Source organism: Brachybacterium paraconglomeratum (assembly GCF_039541415.1).
In the GTDB taxonomy this organism is placed as follows: Bacteria; Actinomycetota; Actinomycetes; order Actinomycetales; family Dermabacteraceae; genus Brachybacterium; species Brachybacterium paraconglomeratum_A.
Genome location: NZ_BAABGE010000002.1, coordinates 533520 through 554346, shown reverse-complemented (window position 1 = coordinate 554346; position 20827 = coordinate 533520). Strand labels below are relative to the sequence as shown.

At 70.0% G+C, this 20827-nt stretch carries 23 protein-coding genes; 10 read left to right on the top strand and 13 right to left on the bottom strand.

What is annotated here, in order from left to right:
- Positions 1-236 precede the first annotated feature (236 nt).
- A complete protein-coding gene (locus ABD893_RS02500) occupies positions 237-1559 on the bottom strand; it encodes an aminotransferase class I/II-fold pyridoxal phosphate-dependent enzyme (RefSeq protein WP_345075947.1) in 1323 nt (440 codons plus the stop codon).
- 166 nt (positions 1560-1725) lie between these two features.
- Here ABD893_RS02500 and pdxS point away from each other — a divergent pair, with 166 nt between their 5' ends.
- Together pdxS and pdxT are read left to right on the top strand one after the other, a co-directional pair.
- Positions 1726-2658 carry a pyridoxal 5'-phosphate synthase lyase subunit PdxS gene (gene pdxS / locus ABD893_RS02495; protein WP_345075946.1) on the top strand — a complete coding sequence of 311 codons (933 nt, stop codon included), beginning with the start codon at positions 1726-1728 and terminating at the stop codon, positions 2656-2658.
- Positions 2655-3308: a pyridoxal 5'-phosphate synthase glutaminase subunit PdxT gene (gene pdxT, locus ABD893_RS02490; RefSeq protein WP_345075945.1), complete on the top strand. Its 654-nt coding sequence runs from the start codon at positions 2655-2657 to the stop codon at positions 3306-3308. The genes pdxS and pdxT overlap by 4 nt, the downstream gene beginning before the upstream one ends.
- 62 nt (positions 3309-3370) lie before the next feature.
- Here pdxT and ABD893_RS02485 read toward each other — a convergent pair whose 3' ends face one another.
- The gene (locus ABD893_RS02485; protein WP_345075944.1) at positions 3371-3880 is read right to left on the bottom strand and encodes a flavodoxin domain-containing protein; all 510 of its coding nucleotides are present in this window, start codon (positions 3878-3880) and stop codon (positions 3371-3373) included.
- Positions 3881-4131: 251 nt separating this feature from the next.
- Between ABD893_RS02485 and ABD893_RS02480 the strand changes: the two genes are divergently transcribed.
- Positions 4132-4680, top strand: coding sequence for an AMIN-like domain-containing (lipo)protein (locus ABD893_RS02480; RefSeq protein ID WP_345075943.1), 549 nt, complete (start codon positions 4132-4134; stop codon positions 4678-4680).
- A gap of 110 nt (positions 4681-4790) precedes the next feature.
- Here ABD893_RS02480 and ABD893_RS02475 read toward each other — a convergent pair whose 3' ends face one another.
- The 5 genes from ABD893_RS02475 to soxR form a co-directional block, all read right to left on the bottom strand.
- Positions 4791-5432, bottom strand: a complete 642-nt coding sequence (locus ABD893_RS02475) for a response regulator (protein ID WP_345075942.1) — start codon at positions 5430-5432, stop codon at positions 4791-4793.
- Positions 5429-6814, bottom strand: a complete 1386-nt coding sequence (locus ABD893_RS02470; protein WP_345075941.1) for a sensor histidine kinase — start codon at positions 6812-6814, stop codon at positions 5429-5431. Before ABD893_RS02470 ends, ABD893_RS02475 begins: the two co-directional genes overlap by 4 nt.
- A 102-nt stretch (positions 6815-6916) precedes the next feature.
- On the bottom strand, positions 6917-7087 hold the full coding sequence (locus ABD893_RS02465; RefSeq protein WP_345075939.1) for a hypothetical protein: 171 nt from the start codon (positions 7085-7087) through the stop codon (positions 6917-6919).
- Positions 7088-7325: 238 nt separating this feature from the next.
- A complete protein-coding gene (locus ABD893_RS02460) occupies positions 7326-7955 on the bottom strand; it encodes a superoxide dismutase (protein WP_345075938.1) in 630 nt (209 codons plus the stop codon).
- A gap of 60 nt (positions 7956-8015) precedes the next feature.
- Complete coding sequence (gene soxR / locus ABD893_RS02455; RefSeq protein ID WP_345075937.1) at positions 8016-8504, bottom strand: redox-sensitive transcriptional activator SoxR; 489 nt, start codon at positions 8502-8504, stop codon at positions 8016-8018.
- Between the two features lie 127 nt (positions 8505-8631).
- Between soxR and fdxA the strand changes: the two genes are divergently transcribed.
- From fdxA to ABD893_RS02430, 5 genes are all read left to right on the top strand, one after another.
- Positions 8632-8961: a ferredoxin gene (fdxA, locus tag ABD893_RS02450; RefSeq protein ID WP_345075936.1), complete on the top strand. Its 330-nt coding sequence runs from the start codon at positions 8632-8634 to the stop codon at positions 8959-8961.
- Between the two features lie 137 nt (positions 8962-9098).
- Positions 9099-9488 carry a MerR family transcriptional regulator gene (locus ABD893_RS02445; protein WP_345075934.1) on the top strand — a complete coding sequence of 130 codons (390 nt, stop codon included), beginning with the start codon at positions 9099-9101 and terminating at the stop codon, positions 9486-9488.
- A gap of 91 nt (positions 9489-9579) precedes the next feature.
- Positions 9580-9966 carry a YciI family protein gene (locus ABD893_RS02440; RefSeq protein ID WP_345075933.1) on the top strand — a complete coding sequence of 129 codons (387 nt, stop codon included), beginning with the start codon at positions 9580-9582 and terminating at the stop codon, positions 9964-9966.
- Positions 9967-10060: 94 nt separating this feature from the next.
- Positions 10061-10468, top strand: a complete 408-nt coding sequence (locus tag ABD893_RS02435; RefSeq protein ID WP_345075932.1) for a YciI family protein — start codon at positions 10061-10063, stop codon at positions 10466-10468.
- A complete protein-coding gene (locus ABD893_RS02430) occupies positions 10465-11601 on the top strand; it encodes an RNA polymerase sigma factor (protein ID WP_345075931.1) in 1137 nt (378 codons plus the stop codon). Before ABD893_RS02435 ends, ABD893_RS02430 begins: the two co-directional genes overlap by 4 nt.
- Positions 11602-11751: 150 nt before the next feature.
- On the opposite strand, the gene ABD893_RS02425 is transcribed toward ABD893_RS02430, so the two are convergent.
- The 3 genes from ABD893_RS02425 to aceA all read right to left on the bottom strand — a co-directional run bounded on the left by ABD893_RS02425 (position 11752) and on the right by aceA (position 16505).
- Positions 11752-13233 (bottom strand): Hsp70 family protein, encoded by a 1482-nt coding sequence (locus ABD893_RS02425; protein WP_345075930.1) that lies wholly within the window; start codon positions 13231-13233, stop codon positions 11752-11754.
- A gap of 101 nt (positions 13234-13334) precedes the next feature.
- Positions 13335-15044, bottom strand: coding sequence for a malate synthase A (gene aceB, locus ABD893_RS02420; protein WP_425548327.1), 1710 nt, complete (start codon positions 15042-15044; stop codon positions 13335-13337).
- Positions 15045-15134: 90 nt separating this feature from the next.
- Positions 15135-16505, bottom strand: coding sequence for an isocitrate lyase (gene aceA, locus ABD893_RS02415; protein ID WP_425548326.1), 1371 nt, complete (start codon positions 16503-16505; stop codon positions 15135-15137).
- 176 nt (positions 16506-16681) lie between these two features.
- Here aceA and ABD893_RS02410 point away from each other — a divergent pair, with 176 nt between their 5' ends.
- Entirely contained in the window at positions 16682-18199 is a 1518-nt protein-coding gene (locus tag ABD893_RS02410; protein ID WP_345075929.1) for a helix-turn-helix domain-containing protein, read from the top strand.
- A gap of 12 nt (positions 18200-18211) precedes the next feature.
- On the opposite strand, the gene ABD893_RS02405 is transcribed toward ABD893_RS02410, so the two are convergent.
- Both ABD893_RS02405 and ABD893_RS02400 read right to left on the bottom strand, forming a co-directional pair.
- A complete protein-coding gene (locus ABD893_RS02405) occupies positions 18212-18601 on the bottom strand; it encodes a barstar family protein (protein WP_345075928.1) in 390 nt (129 codons plus the stop codon).
- Positions 18602-18770: 169 nt separating this feature from the next.
- Positions 18771-19382, bottom strand: a complete 612-nt coding sequence (locus tag ABD893_RS02400; protein WP_345075927.1) for a LysE family translocator — start codon at positions 19380-19382, stop codon at positions 18771-18773.
- Between the two features lie 169 nt (positions 19383-19551).
- On the opposite strand from ABD893_RS02400, the gene ABD893_RS02395 reads away from it, so the two are divergent.
- Entirely contained in the window at positions 19552-19980 is a 429-nt protein-coding gene (locus tag ABD893_RS02395; protein WP_345075926.1) for an Lrp/AsnC family transcriptional regulator, read from the top strand.
- Between the two features lie 73 nt (positions 19981-20053).
- On the opposite strand, the gene ABD893_RS02390 is transcribed toward ABD893_RS02395, so the two are convergent.
- Entirely contained in the window at positions 20054-20827 is a 774-nt protein-coding gene (locus ABD893_RS02390; protein WP_345075925.1) for a class F sortase, read from the bottom strand.

Sequence of the window (20827 nt, the reverse complement as noted above, 5' to 3'; positions counted from 1 at the left end):
GCGGTCCTTCCTCAGGGAGGGCGTCGGCGCCGAGGTGGAGAGCACCGGACGATGCGACCGTCGGCCGGTCGCCATGGCGTGCATCACCGCACGCTATCAGCGCCGACGGATTATGTAACCCCTTTATGGAATGTGGCTTGGGTCGGTCTCTTCTCCCCGAGAGCACTGATCCCCTCTCAGCTGTCGCCACGAGGGGCATGTGGCGACAGCTGAGAGGGGATCGATGGGTCTCAGGCCTACGAGGCCTCCACCAGATCCTCGGCCAGGCACCGCATCTCCGCCTCGTCGAGGTCATGCACCGTCAGCCGCAGATGACGCGACGGCTCCGCCCCCGGCTCGAGCTGGAACTCGTCCCCCGTGCGCACCAGCCAGCCGCGGCGCATCAGCCGCTCGGCGACCTCCCGTGCGGGGGCGGGCACAGGCACCCACAGGCTCATCCCGTCCCCGGCCGTCACCGGCAGGCCCTGCGCGGTGAGCCGCTGCGCAAATTGGGCGTTCCGGTCGGCGTAGTGCGCGGCGGCCCGTTCGATGAGGGTGAGCGCGTCGGGGTCGGTCATCACCGCATGCGTGATCCGCTGCAGCAGATGGCTGACCCAGGTAGTGCCGGGGCTGAGCCGCTGGGCGAGGCGGCCCGCGGTCTCGGGATCCGTCGCGGTGACGGCCAGACACATGTCGGGTCCCGCGAACTTCGAGACCGAGCGCAGCAGTGCCCAGCGCCGATGGCCGGGGCCGATGATCGAGTGGAAGGGCTGCTGGGAGAGGAACGAGTAGTAGTCGTCCTGGATGACCAGCACGTACGGGTGTTCGGCGAGCACTTCCCGTAGGGCAGCGGCGCGGCGCGCGGTGAGCGAGGCACCGGTCGGATTCTGGGCGCGCGGGGTGCACACCACGGCGCGCACCCCCTGGTCGAGCGCCGCGCGGAGGCCCTCGACGGTCATGCCTTCAGCGTCGACCGGGACCGGGACCGCGCGGTAGCCGCCGTGGCGGGCGATCTGGATGCTGGCGAGGAAGCAGGGGTCCTCGAGCGCCACGGCGTCATCCCTCATCAGGGCCTGGGTGAGCAGGCGCTCCACGGCATCGACGGCGCCGCTGGTGAGAGTGAGCCGCACGTCCGCGGGATCCCCGGGGGCGTCGGGGGTCATCCAGTCCCGTGCCCACTGCTCGAGGCCCGGATCGATGACCGGTTCGCCGTAGAGCACGGGCCGCCCGGCCGCGGCGGAGAGCGCGGGGGCGAGGTCGGGGATCAGGCGGGGGTCGGGGTTGCCGGTGCCCACATCCCGTAGGGAGCCCGCGGCGGCGAAGCCCTCCTGGGCCAGCGGCGCACGCTGGGCCACGCGAGTGCCGGCGCGGCCCAGGGAGACGACCACCCCGGAGCGGGCGAGGGTGCGATAGGCGGCCACGGCCGTGTTGCGGTTGACGCCGAGCTGCTCGGCGAGGGCGCGCACGGAGGGCAGGCCTGCTCCTGGCGCGAGGTCGCCGCGGTCCACGAGGGCCCGCACGCTGTCGGCGATCTCCGCCGCGGTGCCGCCGCGGATCGCCAGGTCATCGTCGATGCTCACCCGGTCGAGTCTAGGGGCGTCGCCCGCACTCCCCGTGCCGACGGCGGCCCACCCTCGCCCTCTGGCCTGTGTCGTGCTACTTTTTGGCCTAGGTCAATGTGGTGCAGGGAGGGTCGACGCGTCGGATGCCGTCGGCCCGCGCCGCGAGAGCGACGAGGAAGCCCCCATGAACAGCACTGATAGCACCCCCAGCAGCAACACGCCTGCCACGAACGTGCCCGCCACCGGGACCGGCGCGGTCAAGCGCGGCCTGGCCGACATGATGAAGGGCGGCGTCATCATGGACGTCGTCACCGCCGAGCAGGCGAAGATCGCCGAGGACGCCGGCGCGGTCGCGGTGATGGCCCTCGAGCGGGTCCCTGCGGACATCCGCGCCCAGGGCGGGGTCTCCCGCATGAGCGACCCGGACATGATCGACAGCATCATCAGCTCCGTCTCGATCCCGGTGATGGCCAAGGCCCGGATCGGCCACTTCGTCGAGGCGCAGATCCTCCAGGAGCTGGGCGTGGACTACATCGACGAGTCCGAGGTGCTCTCCCCCGCCGACTACCTCCACCACATCGACAAGCACCGCTTCACCGTGCCCTTCGTGTGCGGCGCGACGAACCTCGGCGAGGCCCTGCGCCGCATCACCGAGGGCGCGGCGATGATCCGCTCCAAGGGTGAGGCCGGCACCGGGGACGTCTCCGAGGCCACCAAGCACATCCGCACCATCAACGCCCAGATCCGAGAGCTGGCCGCGAAGAGCGAGGACGAGCTCTACCTCGCCGCCAAGGACCTGCAGGCCCCCTACGAGCTGGTCAAGGAGGTCGCCGAGAACGGCGCGCTCCCCGTGGTGCTGTTCGTCGCGGGCGGCGTGGCCACCCCGGCGGATGCCGCGATGATGATGCAGCTGGGGGCCGACGGGGTGTTCGTCGGCTCCGGGATCTTCAAGTCCGGCAACCCCGCCGAACGCGCCGCCGCGATTGTCAAGGCGACCACGTTCTACGACGACCCCTCCGTGATCGCGGAGGTCTCCCGGGGGCTCGGCGAGGCGATGGTGGGCATCAACGTCGCCGATCTTCCTGCGCCGCACCGCCTGGCCGAGCGCGGCTGGTGACCAGCGCTCCTGCACCGACTTCGGCCTCGGAAGGGCCCGCTCTGCGGATCGGGATCCTCGCTCTGCAGGGCGACGTGCGCGAGCATGAGCGCGCGCTCGAGACCCTCGGCGCCATGGCGGTGCGGGTGCGGCGAGTGGCGGATCTCGTCGGCCTCGACGCACTGGTGCTGCCCGGTGGCGAGTCGAGCGTGATCGACAAGCTCTCGCGGGCCTTCGGGCTGCGGGAGCCCCTGCGGGCGGCGATCGCTGCCGGCCTGCCCGTCTACGGGACGTGCGCCGGGATGATCCTGCTGGCGGAGGAGCTCGAGGATGCCATCGCGGGTCAGCAGACCTTCGGCGGGCTCGACATCACCGTGCGCCGCAACGCCTTCGGCCGGCAGCAGGAGTCCTTCGAAGCGACGCTCCACCTCCCCGTGCTCGGCGAGGAGCCAGTCGCGGCGACCTTCATCCGTGCCCCGGAGGTGGTCCGGACGGGGCCGGGAGTCGAGGTGCTCGCGCGCCTCGCAGATGGCCGCACCGTGGCCGTCCGGCAAGGGAACCTGCTGGCCACAGCCTTTCACCCGGAGGTCTCCGGGGAGCTGCGCTTCCACGCCCTGCTGCTGAAGAGTGCGGCCCTGCGGAGAGAGGTCCGCCGCCTCGAAGCCTCCTGACCGGGGGCTGTCTCCCGCTGAGACCGTCTGACGCGGCGGACAGCTCCGGCTGTGCCGTCGCCTCAGGCGGTCGGGGACGCGGGCCCCAGCAGCGGTGCGATCTCCCGGCCCCACGCCTCGACGGCGGGCAGGTCGCGGAAGTCGCCGGTGGGGGTGCGCATGGACTTCAGCAGCACCCGTTCGTGCAGAGGGATCCGGTCCATGAGCACCCAGCCGGGGAAGTTCTTCACCGCGACCGGGGTGACCGGGGCCTTCTCGAGGAAGGCATCGGTCGCCTTCTGCTTCCCGCCCTTGGACGGGTCGGAGGCCGAGCCCGAGCAGGAGAAGAACGCGAAGGGCTGCTGGCCGAGCGCCTGCGCGTGCTGCAGCGCCCAGGCGGTCGCGGCCTTCTCGATCGCTTCGACCCGAACCCCGGAGCCGAGCACCACGGCGTCATATCCGGCAGGATCGGGCGAGTCCTCGATGTCGGCGAGGTCCGCCTCGAGCCCGACGGCACGCAGTGCGGCGGTGAGGGTCTCGGCGAGGGTGCGGGTGGCTCCGGAGTGGGTCGCGTAGGCGACGAGCACGGTCATGTGCCCCATCCTGCCAGCCGTTCCGCGAGCTCGCGCGGGACCGAGGTCTCGCCGGATCGGCGCACCCGCCCGAGCACCCGCCCTGATGGTCTCGTTTTCCGGACAGACGGCGGCGAAACCCCCGGTCAGCGGCAGATCACGATCCTGCTGTCATGACCGTCCAGTCACTGGATAGCACACCCGCAAAGGCGGACAATCACGGCATACGGCCTGGCCGTCCCGGCCTCGGTCGTCTCCTCGAGGAGCCAGCCATGAAGAAGAGAGTCCTGTCCGCCCTCGCGATGTACGCGCTGCTGCTCGGCCTGGGAATGTTCGCCCCGGCCACGGCCACCGCCGCCCCCTACTGCGGCATCTACTGGGGATCGCTCCCGGAATCCGCCGCAGGAATGTCCTCGGCGCAGATCAACAACCTCCGCACCGGCCGACACACCTGCTACGACCGGCTCGTCGTCGACCTCAAAGGCGACGTCTCGGGATACTCGGTGAAGTACGTCCAGCGCGTCTCCGAGCTGGGCTCCGGCTTCGCCGTGCCGCTCAGTGGCGCCGCTGACCTGGAGGTCCTGGTCTTCGCCCCCGCTCATGACGACGACTACCGGGCGACCTACAGCCCGCGCAACCGCTCACAGGCCGTGAACGTCGACGGCTACCGCACCTTCCGTCAGGTCGCCTTCAGCGGCAGCTTCGAGGGACAGACCCTGATCGGGCTCGGCGTGCGCGCCCGGCTCCCGATGAGGACGTTCGTGCTCGACGGCCCCGGCGACGGATCCCGCCTGGTGATCGACGTGGCCCATCGCTGGTGAGACCCCGTCTCTCCGGCCTTCCACGTGACCGGCGGTCCACCCCCGTGCAGGGGAGGACCGCTGGTCTCCCCGTGCGCGGGCACGGCCTGTCGGCCCGCTTCCCACCTGCATCAGCGGATCAGCCGGCGCTCCCGTGCCACGCGCAGCGCGGAGGTGCGGCTGTCCACGCCGAGCTTGTCGTAGAGGTGGACCAGATGGGTCTTCACCGTCGACTCCGAGATGAACAGAGCCTTGGCGACCTCCCGGTTCGTGGCGCCGGTGGCGAGCGCCTCGAGGATCTCGGTCTCGCGCGGTGAGAGAGCGGTGGCGGGGTTGGTCATCCGGGCCACCAGCCGCTGCTGCACCTCGGGCGAGAGGATGCTGCGCCCGGCCGCGGCCTCGCCGACGGCGGCGATCAGCGCCTCGGTGGGAGAGTCCTTGAGCACGTAGCCGGTGGCGCCGGCCTCGAGGGCGCCGACGATGTCCGCCTCGGCGTCGAACGTGGTCACGGCGAGCACCTGGACCGCGGGATAGCGGGCGCGCAGCTGCCGGGTGGTCTCGATCCCGCCGATCCCATCGCCGAGGTTCAGGTCCATGAGGACGAGATCGGGGACGCTCTCGGGGGTCTGCGCGAGGAGGTTCAGCGACCTCATCGCCTCGTCTCCGGAACTCGCCTCCGCGACCACCTCGATCCCCTCGTCGGCCTCGAGCAGGGCGCGCAGTCCTGCCCTGACCACGGGATGGTCGTCGACCATCATGATGCGGATGCTCATTCGCCTGGCTCCTGGAGGGGGGTCGACCCAGCGGGGTTCGGTGGGGCGGGGTTCGGTGGCGTGGGGTTCGTGGGGTCGGAGGTGAACGGGGTGCGGGTCGGCAAGGAGAGGCCGACGGTGGTGCCCTCTCCCGGTGCCGAATCGATGGTCACCGTCCCCCCGGCGCGGTCCATCCGCGCGCGCAACAGGCGCAGCCCGTCGCCGCCCTCGCCCTCACCCCGGCGGGGAGCGGCAGAAGGATCGAAGCCGCGGCCGTCGTCGACCACGTCCAGGCTCACCCGATCCGGCCACCAGGCGAGGGTGAGCACGCAGCGCTGCGCCTCGGCGTGTCTCTGCACGTTGGCGATGAGCGACTGGGCGGCACGCTGCAGGGTCTCGACCTGCGCTGGTTCCAGCTCGCGCGGTGTGCCGTCGATGCGGAGCTCCCAGCGGGGCTGCTCCCCCAGGTCCCCGAGCGCCTCGGCCCGCGAGATCGCGGCACGCAGCGCCTGTTCGAGGGTGGTCTGCGGAGCGCGGTCGGCGAGATCCCGCACCAGGCGGCGGGCGTCGGCGAGGTTCTCGCGGGCGGTGTCCTCGATGCGGCCGAACTCGACGCCGGCCGTCGGGTGGGCGTTGCGGGCGCCGCGGCTGAGCATGACGATCGAGTTCAACCCCTGGGCGAGGGTGTCGTGGATGTCCTGGGCGAGGCGCTGACGCTCCTCGGCGATGCCCTTGCGCCGCTCGGAATCGGCCAGCTCGGCCTGGGCGGCCCGCAGCTGGACGACGAGTTCCCGGTTGCGGTCCGTCTCCTGCAGCAGCCGACGGTAGACGGCATGGGCGATCAGTGAGAACGCCGCCCCGACCAGCGGGCCGAGGATCTCGCCGACTCCCAGCGACCACTGCTCGCGGGCGATCACGGGGGCGATCACCGCCCAGAGCGCGACCCCCCACATCACCAGCGGTCCGGCGATGCGGCCGAGCGCGAACAGGACCAGGAAGAACAGCGGGAAGGCGATCCAGACGAAGGCCGCGGAGACGAAGGTGCTGGCCATCCAGGCCACGCAGAGCGTCAGCACCCAGCCGCGCGAGGGCAGCAGCAGGTCGGTGCGGGTGGAGCGTCCCGCTGCGCCGCGGGCCAGGGCGCGCTGGGATCCGAGCAGGTAGATCGCGGCGACCACGGCGGCGGCGAGGATCGCGAGAGCCGGCGTCACCGCCTCGGCAGTGATGGCCCGCAGCGCGCCGACGCTCGGCAGCACCAGGAACGCCACGTGCATCGCGCCGCGCAGGGTGGCGGCGAGGGCGGAGGCGGTGTCGCCCTCCGCGACCGCTCGGCCGGCGGCAGCGGCCGGCGCCGGCATCACAGCACGGGGCGCTTCCGGAGAGGGGGCACGATCGACATCCACCCTGTCACTGTAGAGGGGGCGACAGCGCTGACACATCGTCCGAAAGGTCCGGTGCGGTGAAGGCTCACGGAGCGGCGAAGGCGCCAGGGCCGGCCGAGGCTGCTATCGGCGCGGATGCTCTCGGCCGACGGAGGTCATCGGGGCGGGGCGTGCGGTGGACCTGCGCACGAGCATGATGATCCCGAGCACGACGGCGACCAGAGCGATTCCTGCGATCACCACCACCGCGAGGATGGCCAGGAGGAAGAGGATGCCGAGGACGGAGACGTCCATGGGGACCTCCTCTGCCGTGTTCTGCTGTCGCGGGAGCGCCCGCCTCCCGAGGCTCCAGGATACGTCCGTGCCTGCGACGACTCACCGCCACAGCTGACCCGCAGGCCGTCCCGTCACAGCGCAGCGGCCGGTCCCTACGCGGAGGGACCGGCCACTGTCACCGCGGAGCACGGACCGGTGAAGGCCGGTGCTGCAGGACGAATCCGGCGCCGTCGTCGAGCCGGCGCCGAGGCTCAGCTCAGGCCGTGGGGATGACCAGGCCGGAGGCGTTGCTCGTCGCGTTCACGAACCGCGCCTGAACATCAGCCCAGTTCACGATGTTCCAGATCGCCTTGACGTAATCCGCCTTCACGTTCTGGTAATCCAGGTAGAACGCGTGCTCCCACATATCCAGTTGGAACAGCGGGATCGTCGCGACCGGCACACCGTTCTGCTGATCGTAGAACTGCTCGATCACGAGATTCCCACCGAGCGGCTCATACGCGAGCACAGCCCAGCCCGAGCCCTGGATACCCAGCGCCGCCGCCGTGAAATGCGCACGGAAAGCATCGAACGACCCGAAGAACTCATCGATCGCCGCAGCGAGCTCACCGGTGGGCTTGTCGCCACCCTCGGGCGAGAGGTTCTTCCAGAAGATCGAGTGGTTCGTGTGACCACCGAGATTGAACGCGAGGTCTTTCGAGAACTGGTTCACCGTCCCGAAATCATTCGCCTCACGAGCCGCCGCGAGCTTCTCCAGCGCCGTGTTCGCGCCCTTGACATAGGTCGCGTGGTGCTTGGAGTGGTGCAGCTCCATGATCTTCCCGGAGATCGAGGGGTCCAGCGCGCCATAGTCGTAATCGAGATCAGGAAGCGTGTAGTCAGCCATGTGGATCATCCTTTCAATGGTGGTGTTGCCACGACAATAAGACCTCAAGTGCACTTGAGGTCAAGACCTCTCCGCGTCGCCCTCGGGGAACTCGGTGACATCCTCGAGGCGGCGTGGTCCCGGGCCGATCTCGGCGAGGGCGTCATCCGGGTTCAGCAGTGCGCAGGCCTTGAGCGAGAGGCAGCCGCAACCGATGCAGCCAGTGAGCTCGTGCTCGAGCCGTTCGATGGCCCGTCGCCGCTCCTCGAGCCGCTTCTTCCAGCGACGGGAAGCACGCTGCCAATCCGAGTGCGAGGGGGTGCTCTCCATCGGGACGTCCCCGAAAGCCTCTTTGACGTCCGACAGTGGCATGCCGAGCCGTTTGGCGACGGAGATCAGGGAGACGCGGCGCAGCATATGGCGGGGATAACGGCGCTGGTTGCCGCCGGTGCGTACCGAGCCCACCAGGCCGAGCTCCTCGTAATAGCGCAGCGCCGACGTCGCCACCCCGGTGCGGTGGCTCATCTCGCCGATCGTCAACAGGTCATCGGGCTCATAAGTGGGGTTCACCCCGCCCCCTCTCCCCGTGCTCCGGGTCCCGTACGGTGCCGGGTCCGACCTCAGGCGCGTCTCCTTGACCTCAAGTGCACTTGAGATCCTACGCTCGATCATGCACCGACCGGAAGGACTGCACCCCGTGACCTATGTGATCGCATTGCCCTGCGTGGACGTCAAGGACCGAGCCTGCGTGGACGAATGTCCTGTGGACTGCATCTACGAAGGCGACAGGATGCTATACATCCAACCGGACGAGTGCGTGGACTGCGGAGCCTGCGAGCCCGTCTGCCCCGTCGAGGCGATCTTCTACGAGGACGACACCCCGGACCAGTGGGCTGAGTACTACAAGGCCAACGTCGAATTCTTCGATGACCTCGGCGCCCCCGGCGGAGCGGCGAAGATGGGCGTGATCAACAAGGACCACCCCATCATCGAAGCCCTGCCCCCGCAGCCGAACCCGCTGGCCTGAGGTCCCCGCCGGCCTGACGTCTCCGCTGGCCTGACGTCTCCGCTGGCCTGATGTCAGAGCCCTCACATCGTTGTCACTTCTGACGACACGCCGCTGACCTGCATGAACCGTCGCCACGGAGGTCGTACAGTGCGGGCATGACCACCACTGACATCGCTGTGAGGACCACCGACGGGTCCACGTTCAGCATCGGTGAGCTGTCCTCCCGCACCGGGGTCAGCCATCGCTCCCTGCGGTACTACGAGGAGCAGGGCCTGCTCCTGGCCGAGCGCACCCCGGCCGGGCATCGGCGCTACGACGAGGAGGCGGTCCAGCGCGTCGCCCTGGTCCAGCGCCTGTTCGCCGCCGGCCTCACGAGCGCCGAGGTCCAGCCTGTGCTGCCGGGCCTGGTCGAGGAGGGGTACCGCACCGAGGATCTCGTGGAGGTGCTGCGCGAACACCGCGCACGCCTGCAGCAGGAGATCGCCTGGCAGCTCGACACCATCGACATCCTCGACGAGGTCATCGAATATCACGGACAGCCCTGAGGCGAGGCACCCTCGGGGTACCGCTCCAACCCTCTTCCCGTCAGACCTTCCGGGGAGGAGACTGGTCGGACCCTCTCGAAGGAGGCCGACCATGGCCAAGTACGTGATCCTGAAGCATTACCGAGGTGCCCCGGCCGGGGTGAACGACGTTCCGATGGATCAGTGGTCCGAGCGTGATGTCGCGGACCATATGAAGTACATGGAGGACTTCGCGGACCGGCTGCGGGAAAGCGGTGAGTTCGTGGATTCGCTGGCGATGTCCGCCGAAGGAACCTTCGTGAGGTTCGACGGAGTGGGCAATCCCCCGCTCACCGATTCCGCAGCGCTCGACGCCAAGGACCTGGTGGCGGGCTGGATGATCATCGACGTCGCCAGCCATGCCCGGGCCGTGGAGCTCGCCGCCGAGCTCTCGGCGGAACCGGGGAAGGACGGCGAGCCGATCCACGAATGGCTCGAGCTGCGCCCCGTCCTCGGTTGATCATGGCGCCGGCGATGTCGAGAACCATCGGCCGGTTCCGTCCCAGGGGTGAACGCGACCACAGAGGGTCGCACCCCCTCGAAGGAGAGACACCATGTCCAAGTACCTGCTGCTCAAGCACTACCGCGGAGCTCCCGCCGGTGTGAACGACGTGCCGATGGACCAGTGGACCCCCGAGGAGTTCGACGCGCATCTGAAGTACATGAACGACTTCGCGGCCCGGCTCACCGGCACCGGTGAGTACGTCGACTCCCAGGCCCTCTCCCCCGACGGTCTCTGGGTGCGGTTCGACGGGGAGGGCCGGCCCCCGGTCACCGACGGACCGTTCGCGGAGACCAAGGACGTCATCGCGGGCTGGATGATCATCGACGTGGAGAGCCATGAGCGGGCGATCGAGCTAGCCGGTGAGCTCTCGGCCGCACCCGGCAAAGGCGGCGCCCCGATCCACGAATGGCTCGAGCTGCGCCCCTTCTACGGTGTGAACGCCCCGACCGACGGATGAACGAGGCCCTGCTGCGGGAGCTCGTGCCCGCGGTGATCGGTATCCTCCGCCGCCGCGGCGCGGACTTCGCGGCGGCGGAGGACGCCGTGCAGGAGGCTCTGATCGAGGCGCTCGGCTCCTGGGCGGAGGATCAGCCCCGGGAACCGCAAGGCTGGCTTGTCACCGTGGCCTGGCGGAAGTTCCTGAACCAGGTCCGTGCGGAGGACGCCCGCCATCGCCGCGAGGAGCGCACCGAGCTCGCGCCAGGGCCCGGGCCTGCCACCGCGACCGACGACTCTCTGGCTCTGCTCTTCCTGTGCGCGCATCCCTCCCTGTCACCGGCCTCCGCGGTCGCCCTCACCCTGCGCGCCGTGGGCGGGCTCACCACCCGCCAGATCGCCGCGGCGTACCTGGTGCCCGAGGCGACCATGGGCCAGCGCATCTCCCGCGCCAAGCGCACCCTGGCAGGACAGCGGCTCGACCGTCCCGGTGACGTCGAAACGGTGCTGCGGGTGCTCTATCTGATCTTCAACGAGGGCTATTCGGGCGAGGTCGACCTCGTCGCGGAAGCTGTCCGGCTGACCCGGCAGCTCCATGCGGCGATCGCCCACCCCGAGGTCGCAGGGCTGCTCGCGCTGATGCTGCTTCACCACGCGCGGCGCCCCGCCCGGTTCACGCCCGACGGGGCCCTGGTCCCGCTCGCCGCACAGGACCGCAGCCTCTGGGAGACGGGGATCATCGCCGAGGGGGTCGAGATTCTGCAGGCCGCCCTCCGTCACGACCGACTCGGAGAGTTCCAGGCCCAAGCTGCGATCGCGGCCCTCCACGCGGACGCCCCGACCGTCGAGGAGACGGACTGGCTCCAGATCCTCGAGTGGTACGACGAGCTGGTGCGCCTGACCGGCAGCCCGATCGCCCAGCTGAACCGAGTGGTCGCCGTCGGGGAGGCCGACGGACCACGAGCCGGTCTCGCCGCCCTCTCGGAGCTCGACGAGACCCTGCCCCGCTACACCGCCGTCGCGGCGCACCTGCACGAGGCCGAGGGCGACCTGCCGCGGGCGGCCGCGCTGTTCGCCGAGGCGGCGAGGACAGCCACCAACACCGCCGAGCGTGACCATCTGCTGCGACAGGCGGCTCGGCTGCGCTTCTCCTGATAGTGGCAGCGACCGTCGGAGTCGGCCCACGGCTGAGCACGCCAGGTGGGCATCATCGCCTCGGTGCGGCCCCGAGCATCCCCACCAGGCGGCTCGGGGATTTCATCGAGCACGGCCTGAGGGAGATCACTCACCGGCCGCGCTTCGCGCTCAGCCCCGTCGTGCCAGTCCGTACTCGCGGCTGAACCCGCTGCTCAGATCCGTGATCCGCACGGTGACGATGCCGGCGGCGTCCACCGTGTAGGTCTCTTCGATCTCCGGCCCGCCCTCGCGGCGCTCGACCGTGACGGCGGCGAGCTCTGCCGCATCCAGCTCGCGCAGCGCGGGGTCGAAGGGGAAGAGGACGTCTGCGTAGGGGACCAGGTCGCCGCGCGGTTCGCCCGCGTCATCGAGCGCGGGATGTTCGACATAGCGGAACCAGCCCAGGTTGTGTGCGGCCGTGTAGCGCCTGGTCACGCTGGTGCTGCCGGTCTGCGGCAGGGGGGCTTCCGGGGTGAGGACCTGATCGAAGGCGACACCCTCGCCGGAGTCCGCTTCGCGGAACACCCCGATGCCGCGGGAGAGACGATCGGTGAGGGTGACATCGGCGTCAGGGTCCACCGCGATGGCCAGTCCGATCGCGGTCGATGCTGCGGGATAGGGCGAGCGGTGGACCCGTCGGCCGAAGCGTTCGCGCAGCAGCCTGGCCACCAGCGGCAGCCCCGAGCCGCCGCCCACCAGGTAGATGCCGGCGATGCCGGAGTCCGCATCGAGGGCGCCGACCAGCGGCGCCATCACTTCCAGGGTGCGCTCGATGAGCGGCGCCGCGGCAGCATAGAAGTCGTCCACAGAGAGGATCACCGGATCGTGCTCGGCGGAGATCTCGATCATCACCCGGCGGGTCTGCGGGGTGAGGCGTTCCTTGGCCTCCCGGCATTCCTCACGCAGCGCGGCATGCTGGGCCGCGGAGAGGTCCTCGGGACGGATCCCCGCCCGTTCGAGCGCGAGCTCCGCGAGGACCTCGTCGAAGTCGTCCCCGCCCAGGCGGTTCTCGCCCCGGCTGCCGAGCACCACGTGGCTGGCGCCGTCGGCCTCCACCAGGGAGCTGTCGAAGGTGCCGCCGCCCAGGTCGTAGACCGCGATGCGGGTGCGGCGCGAGGTCAGGGAGCGGCTCTGGTGGTGGGTGTACTCGAAGCCTGCGGCGGAGGGCTCGTTGATCATCGCGATCACGTCGATGCCCGCCCGTCGGAATGCTTCGAGGGTCATCACCCGCTGGGCCGAGTGGGCGTGCGCCGGGACGGAGACCGCCACCTCCCCCACCGGCACCGGCAGGGCGGTGCGCACCGCCGTGAGATAGCCGGTGAGCAGGTCCAGCAGGGCGAACTCCCGCCCGCCGAGCTCGACCGTGGTCCCGGGATGCGTGGTCGGGTCCCCGAGCAGCCGTTTGAAGGAGCGCAGGTGAGGCGCACCGGCTCGGGCGGCACGCTCGGCCTCGAAGCCGTGGACCAGGGCGTCTCCGTCGAGCGCTATGACCGAGGGGAAGTGTCCGTGCGGGTCCCCGTCGGGGTCCTGGAAGCTCAGCACCGGGTAGTTCCCTCGGTCGGCGCCTGCCGCAATGGTCCTGGTCGTGCCCACATCTATACCGATCCGCATGTCCTGAAGATACCCCCGGGGGGGGTCTCTGAGGGCGAGGGTTTCATGGGGTTCCACGGGGTTCCATGGCGTTCCACCCGCCCTCAGGGCCTCCCGCGCGCTCAGCGCAGGTGCTGCTCGTATGCGGCGGTGGTGAGGAAGGCCGGGAACTCCTCTCCGAGCACCGCGTCCTTCAGCAGCTCGGCCGCCTCGGGGATCCGGCTGCCCTCGGCGCTCGGGAGCGCCTCAGCGCCCGAGAGACCCTCGGCACCGCCGAGCTCCTCGGCGCAGCGGTCGATGAAGTACTCGATCCGCTCTTTGACGATCGGCATGCCCTCCTCGGTGAGCATCCCCTGGTTGATCCACTGCCACAGCTGAGAGCGGGAGATCTCGGCGGTCGCCGCGTCCTCCATCAGGTTGTCGATCGCCGCGGCGCCCTGGCCCCGCAGCCAGGAGTCGAGGTAGCGCAGCGCCACCTGGATGTTCTGGCGGATCCCGGCGGTGGTGATGCGGCCGCCCTCGACCCGCAGGTCCAGCAGGTCCGCGGCCGTGACCCGCACGTCCTCCCGCATGCGTGCGAGCTGGTGGGGTCGCTCCCCCAGCACCGCGTCGAACTCGGCGCGCGCCGCCGGGATCAGGTCGGGGTGCGCGACCCAGGTGCCGTCGAATCCGTCGGCCGCCTCCCGCGCCTTGTCCTCGGAGACCTTCGCGAAGGCGTTCGCGGTGACCGCAGGGTCCCGACGGTTCGGGATGAAGGCGCTCATCCCGCCGATCGCGTAGGCGCCGCGGCGGTGGCAGGTGCGCACCAGCAGTTCCGTGTAGGCCCGCATGAACGGGACAGTCATGGTCAGCTGCGAGCGGTCAGGCAGGACCTGGTTGCGGCCGCGATCGCGGAACTGCTTGATGATCGAGAACAGGTAGTCCCAGCGGCCCGCGTTCAGCCCCGCGCAGTGATCGCGCAGCTCATAGAGGATCTCGTCCATCTCGAAGGCTGCGGGGAGCGTCTCGATGAGCACCGTGGCGCGGATGGTGCCGTGCTCCAGGCCCAGGTGCTGCTCGGTGATGGTGAACACCTCGTCCCACAGCCGCGCCTCGGGATGGGACTCCAGCTTCGGCAGGTAGAGGTAGGGCCCGGTGCCGCGGGTGATCAGCTCGTGGGCGTTGTGGAAGAGGTACAGGCCCACGTCCACCAGCGAGGCGGAGGCTCGGCAGGAGCGGCCATCGGCCCGCTGATACCGCAGCTGCTGCTCGGGGAGGTGCCAGCCGCGGGGCCGGAACACGATGGTGGGGGTCTGCTCCCCCAGCCGGTACTCCTTGCCCTCGTCGCTCACGAAGTCGATCCGCCGACGGATCGCGTCATGCAGGTTCAGCTGCCCGGTGATGACGTTGTGCCAGGTGGGGCTCAACGCGTCCTCGCCGTCGGCGAGCCACACGTTCGCGCCGGAGTTCATCGCGTTGACGGTCATCTTCCGATCGGTGGGGCCCGTGATCTCGACCCTGCGGTCCGTCAGGCCCGGGCCGGCGCCGGCGACCTGCCAGGTCGGGTCGTCCCTGATTGCGGCGGTCTCGGGGCGGAAGTCGAACATCGCACCACCCGAGATCGCCTCGCGCCGCATGGCTCGCGAGGTGAGCAGCTGCGAGCGGCGGCTGGCGAAGCGGTCGTGCAGCTGGGCGAGGAAGCTCATCGCCTCCGGGGTGAGGATCTCGTCGAAGCGGTGCTCCATCGGTCCGAGCAGCTCGATCCGGCTCGGCTGGGAGGTAGCCGGGACGGTCTGCGGGGGCCGCGGGGAACGAGGGCCGGGCGGGGTGGGACGCTGCTGGGTGAGGGTCATGATCCTGCTCCTTCTGGGGAGGTCGTGCGGGGGCCGACGGCGGGGCGCGGGCGCGGGTGCAGCCCGGTACGTGGGGGTGGGGTGCGGCGATCAGAACTGCGCCGTCTCGGTGGAGCCGACGAGCGCGAGGGTGCTGGAGGACGGGTTCAGGGCGGTGGCGACCCGGTCGAAGTAGCCGGTGCCCACCTCGGCCTGGTGGCGGTGGGCGGTGAAGCCGCGGTCCGCTGCCGCGAACTCGGCCTCCTGCAGCTCGACGTAGGCGCTCATCTGGCGTTCCTGGTAGCCGGCGGCCAGCTCGAACATGCCGTGGTTCAGCGAGTGGAAGCCGGCCAGGGTGATGAACTGGAAGGCGTAGCCCATGGCGGAGAGCTCGCGCTGGAAGGTGGCGATCTGGGCGTCGTCCAGGTGGCGCTTCCAGTTGAAGCTGGGCGAGCAGTTGTAGGCGAGCTTCTGCTCGGGGAAGTCGCGGTGGATCCGCTCGGCGAAGGTGCGGGCCAGCTCCAGATCCGGCTCGGAGGACTCCACCCACAGCAGGTCCGCGTACTCCGCATAGGCCAGGCCCCGTGCGATCACCGGCTCGATCCCGGGGCGGACCGCGTAGAACCCCTCCGCGGTGCGCTCCCCGGTGAGGAAGGGCTGATCCCGTTCGTCGATGTCGCTGGTAAGCAGGTTCGCGGCGAGGGCATCGGTGCGGGCGATGATCACGGTCGGCGCGCCAGCGACGTCCGCGGCGAGGCGCGCGGCGCTGAGGGTGCGCACGTGCTGCGACGTGGGGACCAGGACCTTGCCACCCATGTGGCCGCACTTCTTCTCGCTGGCCAGCTGGTCCTCCCAGTGCACACCCGCGGCGCCGGCCTCGATCATCGAGAGCATCAGCTCGTAGGCGTTCAGCGGGCCGCCGAAGCCGGCCTCGGCGTCGGCGACGATCGGCGCCATCCACTCGCGGCTGGTCGTGCCGGTCTCCGCGTGCTCGATCTGAGCTGCGCGCTGCAGGGCGTTGTTGATGCGGCGCACCACGGCGGGCACCGAGTTGACGGGGTAGAGGGACTGGTCGGGGTAGGTCTTCCCGGAGAGGTTCGCATCGGCCGCGACCTGCCAGCCGGAGAGGTAGATGGCCTTCAGCCCGGCGCGGACCTGCTGGACGGCCTGGTTGCCGGTCAGAGCACCGAGGGCCCGCACCCACTGCTCCGGATCGGAGGTGTTCAGCTCGATGAGGTCCCACAGGGTCTCCGCGCCGCGGCGGGCGAGGGTGCGCTCCTCGCGGACGGGCCCGGCGAGCGCGATGACGTCCTCGGCGGTGTGGTCGCGGCGCACGTTCCGCCAGCGGGGGTCGATCTCCCAATCGCGGGCGAGCTCCTCGGCGGTCATGGTCTGGTCTCCGGCACGGGGGGTACCGGGCGCGGTAGGAGGGAGAGAGGTTGCGGGAGGGATGGGGGTGGTGGGAGGGATGGGCGTGGTCATCGTCGGCTCCTCGGGATCGATCGGGGTGTGCGGGGCGGTGGGTCCACCGTCGCTCTCGACGAACTTCATCGAGTAGTCACACTCTGCAGCCCACGTAAGCCCCCTAGAACCCCCCGATTCGAAGAACTTTCTCGATATTTCTGTCGATCAGAACTTTTCTATGGCACCGTGTGCGCATGGTGCACGACGAGGTTGCTCCCGGCCCGGCGACGACCCCTGCGACAGATGTCGAGGATGACTCCTTCGACCCGCTGCTGATCGGTCAGCGCATCCGTGCGCGCCGGCTGGAGCGTGGTCTCTCCCTCGCCCAGCTGGCGCAGCGGGTCGAGCGCGCCCCTTCCCAGCTGTCCGTGATCGAGAACGGCAGGCGGGAGCTGAAGCTCGGCGAGCTGCGAAGGATCGCCCGCGCGCTCGAAGTGGGCGTGGATGACCTGCTGGAGCCCGAGCCGCCGTCCCGTCGGGCGGCACTGGAGATCGCGCTGGAGAGAGCCCAGGCCGGCACCCTCTACCAGAGCCTCCCACTGCCCGAGCTGCCGGTGCGCAAGTCTCTCTCCGATGCGGCGATCGAGACGATCCTGGCCCTGCACGAGGAGCTGCGGCGCCTGCACGAAGAGCGGGCCGCGACCCCGGAGGAGGCGCGGCGGGTGAACGGACAGCTCCGCCAGGAGCAGTCCGAGGGCGGGAACTACTATCCCGAGCTCGAGGAGGCGGCCCGGGAGCTGCTGGAGCAGATCGGGCATCGAGGCGGGCCGCTGTCCCAGTCGAAGGTGTCACTGCTGGCCGCGAAGCTCGGCTTCTCCCTGCACTCGGTGCCCGACCTGCCGCATTCGACCAGGTCGATCACGGATTCGGAGCATATGCGGATCTACCTGCCGCTGGGCAGGGCAACCTCGGATCCTCGCACCACGGTGCTGCAGGCGATCGCCGCCCATGTGCTGCAGAAGGGCGAGCCCGCGGACTACGGGGACCTCCTGCGTCAGCGCGTGGAGACGAACTACCTGGCCTGCGCGCTGCTGCTGCCCGAGGCGGGGGCACTGGACTTCCTGCACCGGGCGAAGGCGGAACGGGAGCTGTCGGTCGAGGATCTGCGGGACGAGTTCGCTGTCAGCTACGAGATGGCTGCGCACCGCTTCACGAACCTGGCCACCCATCACCTGGGCATCCCCGTGCATTTCCTGAAAGTCCACTCCTCCGGCACGATCCTCAAGGCCTACCAGAACGACGAGGTCCGCTTCCCCACCGATGCGCTCGGCGCGGTGGAGGGGCAGCGGGTGTGCCGCTGGTGGAGCGCGCGGCGGGTGTTCCGCAGCGAGGACCGGATGGGGCAGTACTGCCAGTACACCGACAAGCCGGGTGGCACCTATTGGTGCACCTCGCACATCGAATCCGGTCCGGGTGGGGAGTTCTCGATCTCGGTGGGCACCGCCTACCAGCACACGAAGTGGTTCCGGGGCCGGGAGACGACGGTGCGCCACTCCTCCTCCTGTCCCGATCCGGTCTGCTGCCGAGAGCCGGATCCGACGCTCGTGGAGCGCTGGGAGGGGTCGGTGTGGCCGGTCGCGCGGCTGCACGCCTCGCTGCTGGCCGCGATGCCGACGGGCACCTTCACCGGGGTGGACCGGGTCTCGATGCTCGAGTTCCTCGAGCGGCACGCCCCGGTGGCCGACGGGAGCGCTCAGGGGCAGGAGGACTGAGCTGCACTCCGCTCAGGCCAGCACGAGCTCGATCCCCGGGTGAGACCCGAAGATCTCCAGCACCGTCTCGAAGTAGGTGGGGCCGCCCTCGGCGTCGAGCTGCTCGAGTCGGCGACGGAGGAGGTCCTGGTCATACCGCTGCGGGGTCGCGAGCTTCGTGAGCAGCTGCTCGCGGGTGGCGCGGAGACCGAGTGCGGCGGCGGACAGTTCGTGCTCCTCCCACACCACCCGGGCCGACTCGTGCCGGTGCAGGGCACCGTACCCGCCGTACAGCAGATCGTCGAGCGCATCGAGGCTCTCCCCCAGGCGCCAGTCCTCCCCCTGCATGAAGACCCGGTTCACCTCCTCGTAGAAGGAGGCGATGTCTTCGACCCGTCGGCCGTCGATGTGCAGAGTGATCATCGGGTCCCTCCTCGCAACTCGGTGCGGATCCGGGGCAGGGCGCCGGGATCTCCGGAGCACGACGCGCGGGCACCGGCATGCCTGGGCACCATCATGCCTGGGCACCATCATGACCGAGCCGGCCCGTGCGCCGACACCGCGAGCGATGCCGAGGGGCAGCATCTCGCCGCTACGAGCGGGCGACCCCCACGACCAGCAGGGTGGCGAGCGCGGCGTAGACCGTGCCGGCCGCGCCGTCGAGCGCCAGGCGCACCTTGCGGCGGCCCAGCACAGCATCCCGGAACAGTCCGGCCGCGCTGCCGATCGCGATGTCCGCGATGAGCCCCGTGGCCTGCAGCAGCAGGCCCAGCATGAGGATCTGGCCGAAGGGGTGCTCATCCGCCGAGCCGAGGAACTGGGGCAGGAAGGCCACGAAGAAGAGCGCGACCTTGGGGTTGGTGAGGTTCACCAGGAAGCCGCGACGGAACACGTGGGGGACCGTCTGCGCGTCTGCCATCGCCGCCCCCGCGTTCCGCCAGGTGGTGACGGCGAGGAAGAGGAGATAGCCCGCGCCGGCGATCCGGATCGCATCGAGGGCCGACGGCAGCTGCGTCAGCGCCACCCCCAGCCCCGTCGCCGCGACGAGCACCCAGATGGTCATCGCCGAGGTGACACCGAAAGCTCCGCGCACCGCCGCTCTGCGGCCCTGATTGATCCCGGTCGCGACCAGGAAGGCCATATCCGGTCCGGGGGTCACCAGGATCACGAGCACCGCCACCAGGAAGGCGGGGAGGACGGACACATCGAGCACTTCGCTACCTCGAACTCTGAGCGGGAGGAACTCCCGGAACCATTCCCTCACCTGGGCCAAGAGAGACGGTAGAGCGCGGCGATGCGGCGCCGCAATCGCCGAGTTGCGGGCAGGATGCGCAATGTTTCCGCACTCTGCCGGGTGGCGTTACGCTGACTGCGTGCTCGACGACCTGGACTACCGCCTCATCGCCCTTCTGCGCTCCGACAGCCGCACCCCGGTGGCAGTCCTGGCGCGGGAGCTGGGGATCAATCGCTCGACCGTCACCTCCCGGATCGACCGCCTCGTGGACAACGGTGTGATCGAAGGATTCACGATTCGAGTCAGCAGCGATCTCGAGCAGGACTCCGTGCGGGGCGTCATGCTCGTGTCCACCGAGACCCGCCGCAATCACGACATCGTCCACGAGATCCGCGGCTATCCGGAGATCGAGCAGCTCCACTCGACCACCGGCACCTGGGACCTGGTGATCCAGCTCCGCTGTCGGAACCTCTCGGAGTTCGATCTGGCGCTCGAGCGGATCCGGGCGCTCCCCGGGGTCAACTCCACGCAGACAAGCCTGCTGTTCAGCTCGCTGCGGACCGCGTGATCACGAACTACAGGCGCAGCAGCAGCGGGCCGAGCCAGCCCTTCGCGGTGCGGGAGGCGGCCATGGTCTGTCCTCAGTTCTCAATGAGTCGTGCGGAGATCACGGTGTTGTCCCGATGGTGCCCGTCCGCGTTGAGGTCGCCGCTGCAGGTGATCAGGCGCAGCTCCGGCCCGACGGTCCTCCCATAGACGGCCACCGTGGGGAACTGGTCCTTGGGGTACCGGGCGGCGTCGTACACCTCGAAGGTCGCGACGGTGCCGTCCTCCCGGTCCACGTCGATCCGGTCTCCGGGCTGCAGAGCCCCGAGCTCGAAGAAGACCGAGGGTTCACCGCCCCAGGTCACGTGACCTTCGATGACGGCGGGTCCTGACTGTCCCGGGGTGGGAGAGCCGTCGAACCAGGCCGCGAGGTCTGCCTGCTCACCGCGGGGGGCGAGCAGCTTTCCGTCCTCGCCGAGGCCGATCGGGAAGACCTGCTCGTCAACGCTGATCGAGTCGATGCGCAGCCCAGTCGGCACTGATGCCGGGAGCGCGGGCACGGTGGGCGTCTCCCGTGCCGCGGTGGCCGGCTGCTGCGAGGGGTCGGCGGGCTCGGCGTGGGGAGCGGCCGACGGCGCTGCACCTCCGACGTCCGACGGCTCCGCGCCGCCGTTGTCCGAACCCGCATCGTCCGCACCTGCGCCGTCCGAGCTCGCGCCGGTCGTGCGCAGCGCTGGCTCCGGCGGGGCGCCGACCTGATGAGTCAGCGCGAACACCAGGAGGGCGGCGCCCAGCAGGGCGAGGACCGCCAGAACGACGACCGCCGTGCGACGGCCGCCGTTCTGTCGGGTTGTTCCGTGAGAGCTCAT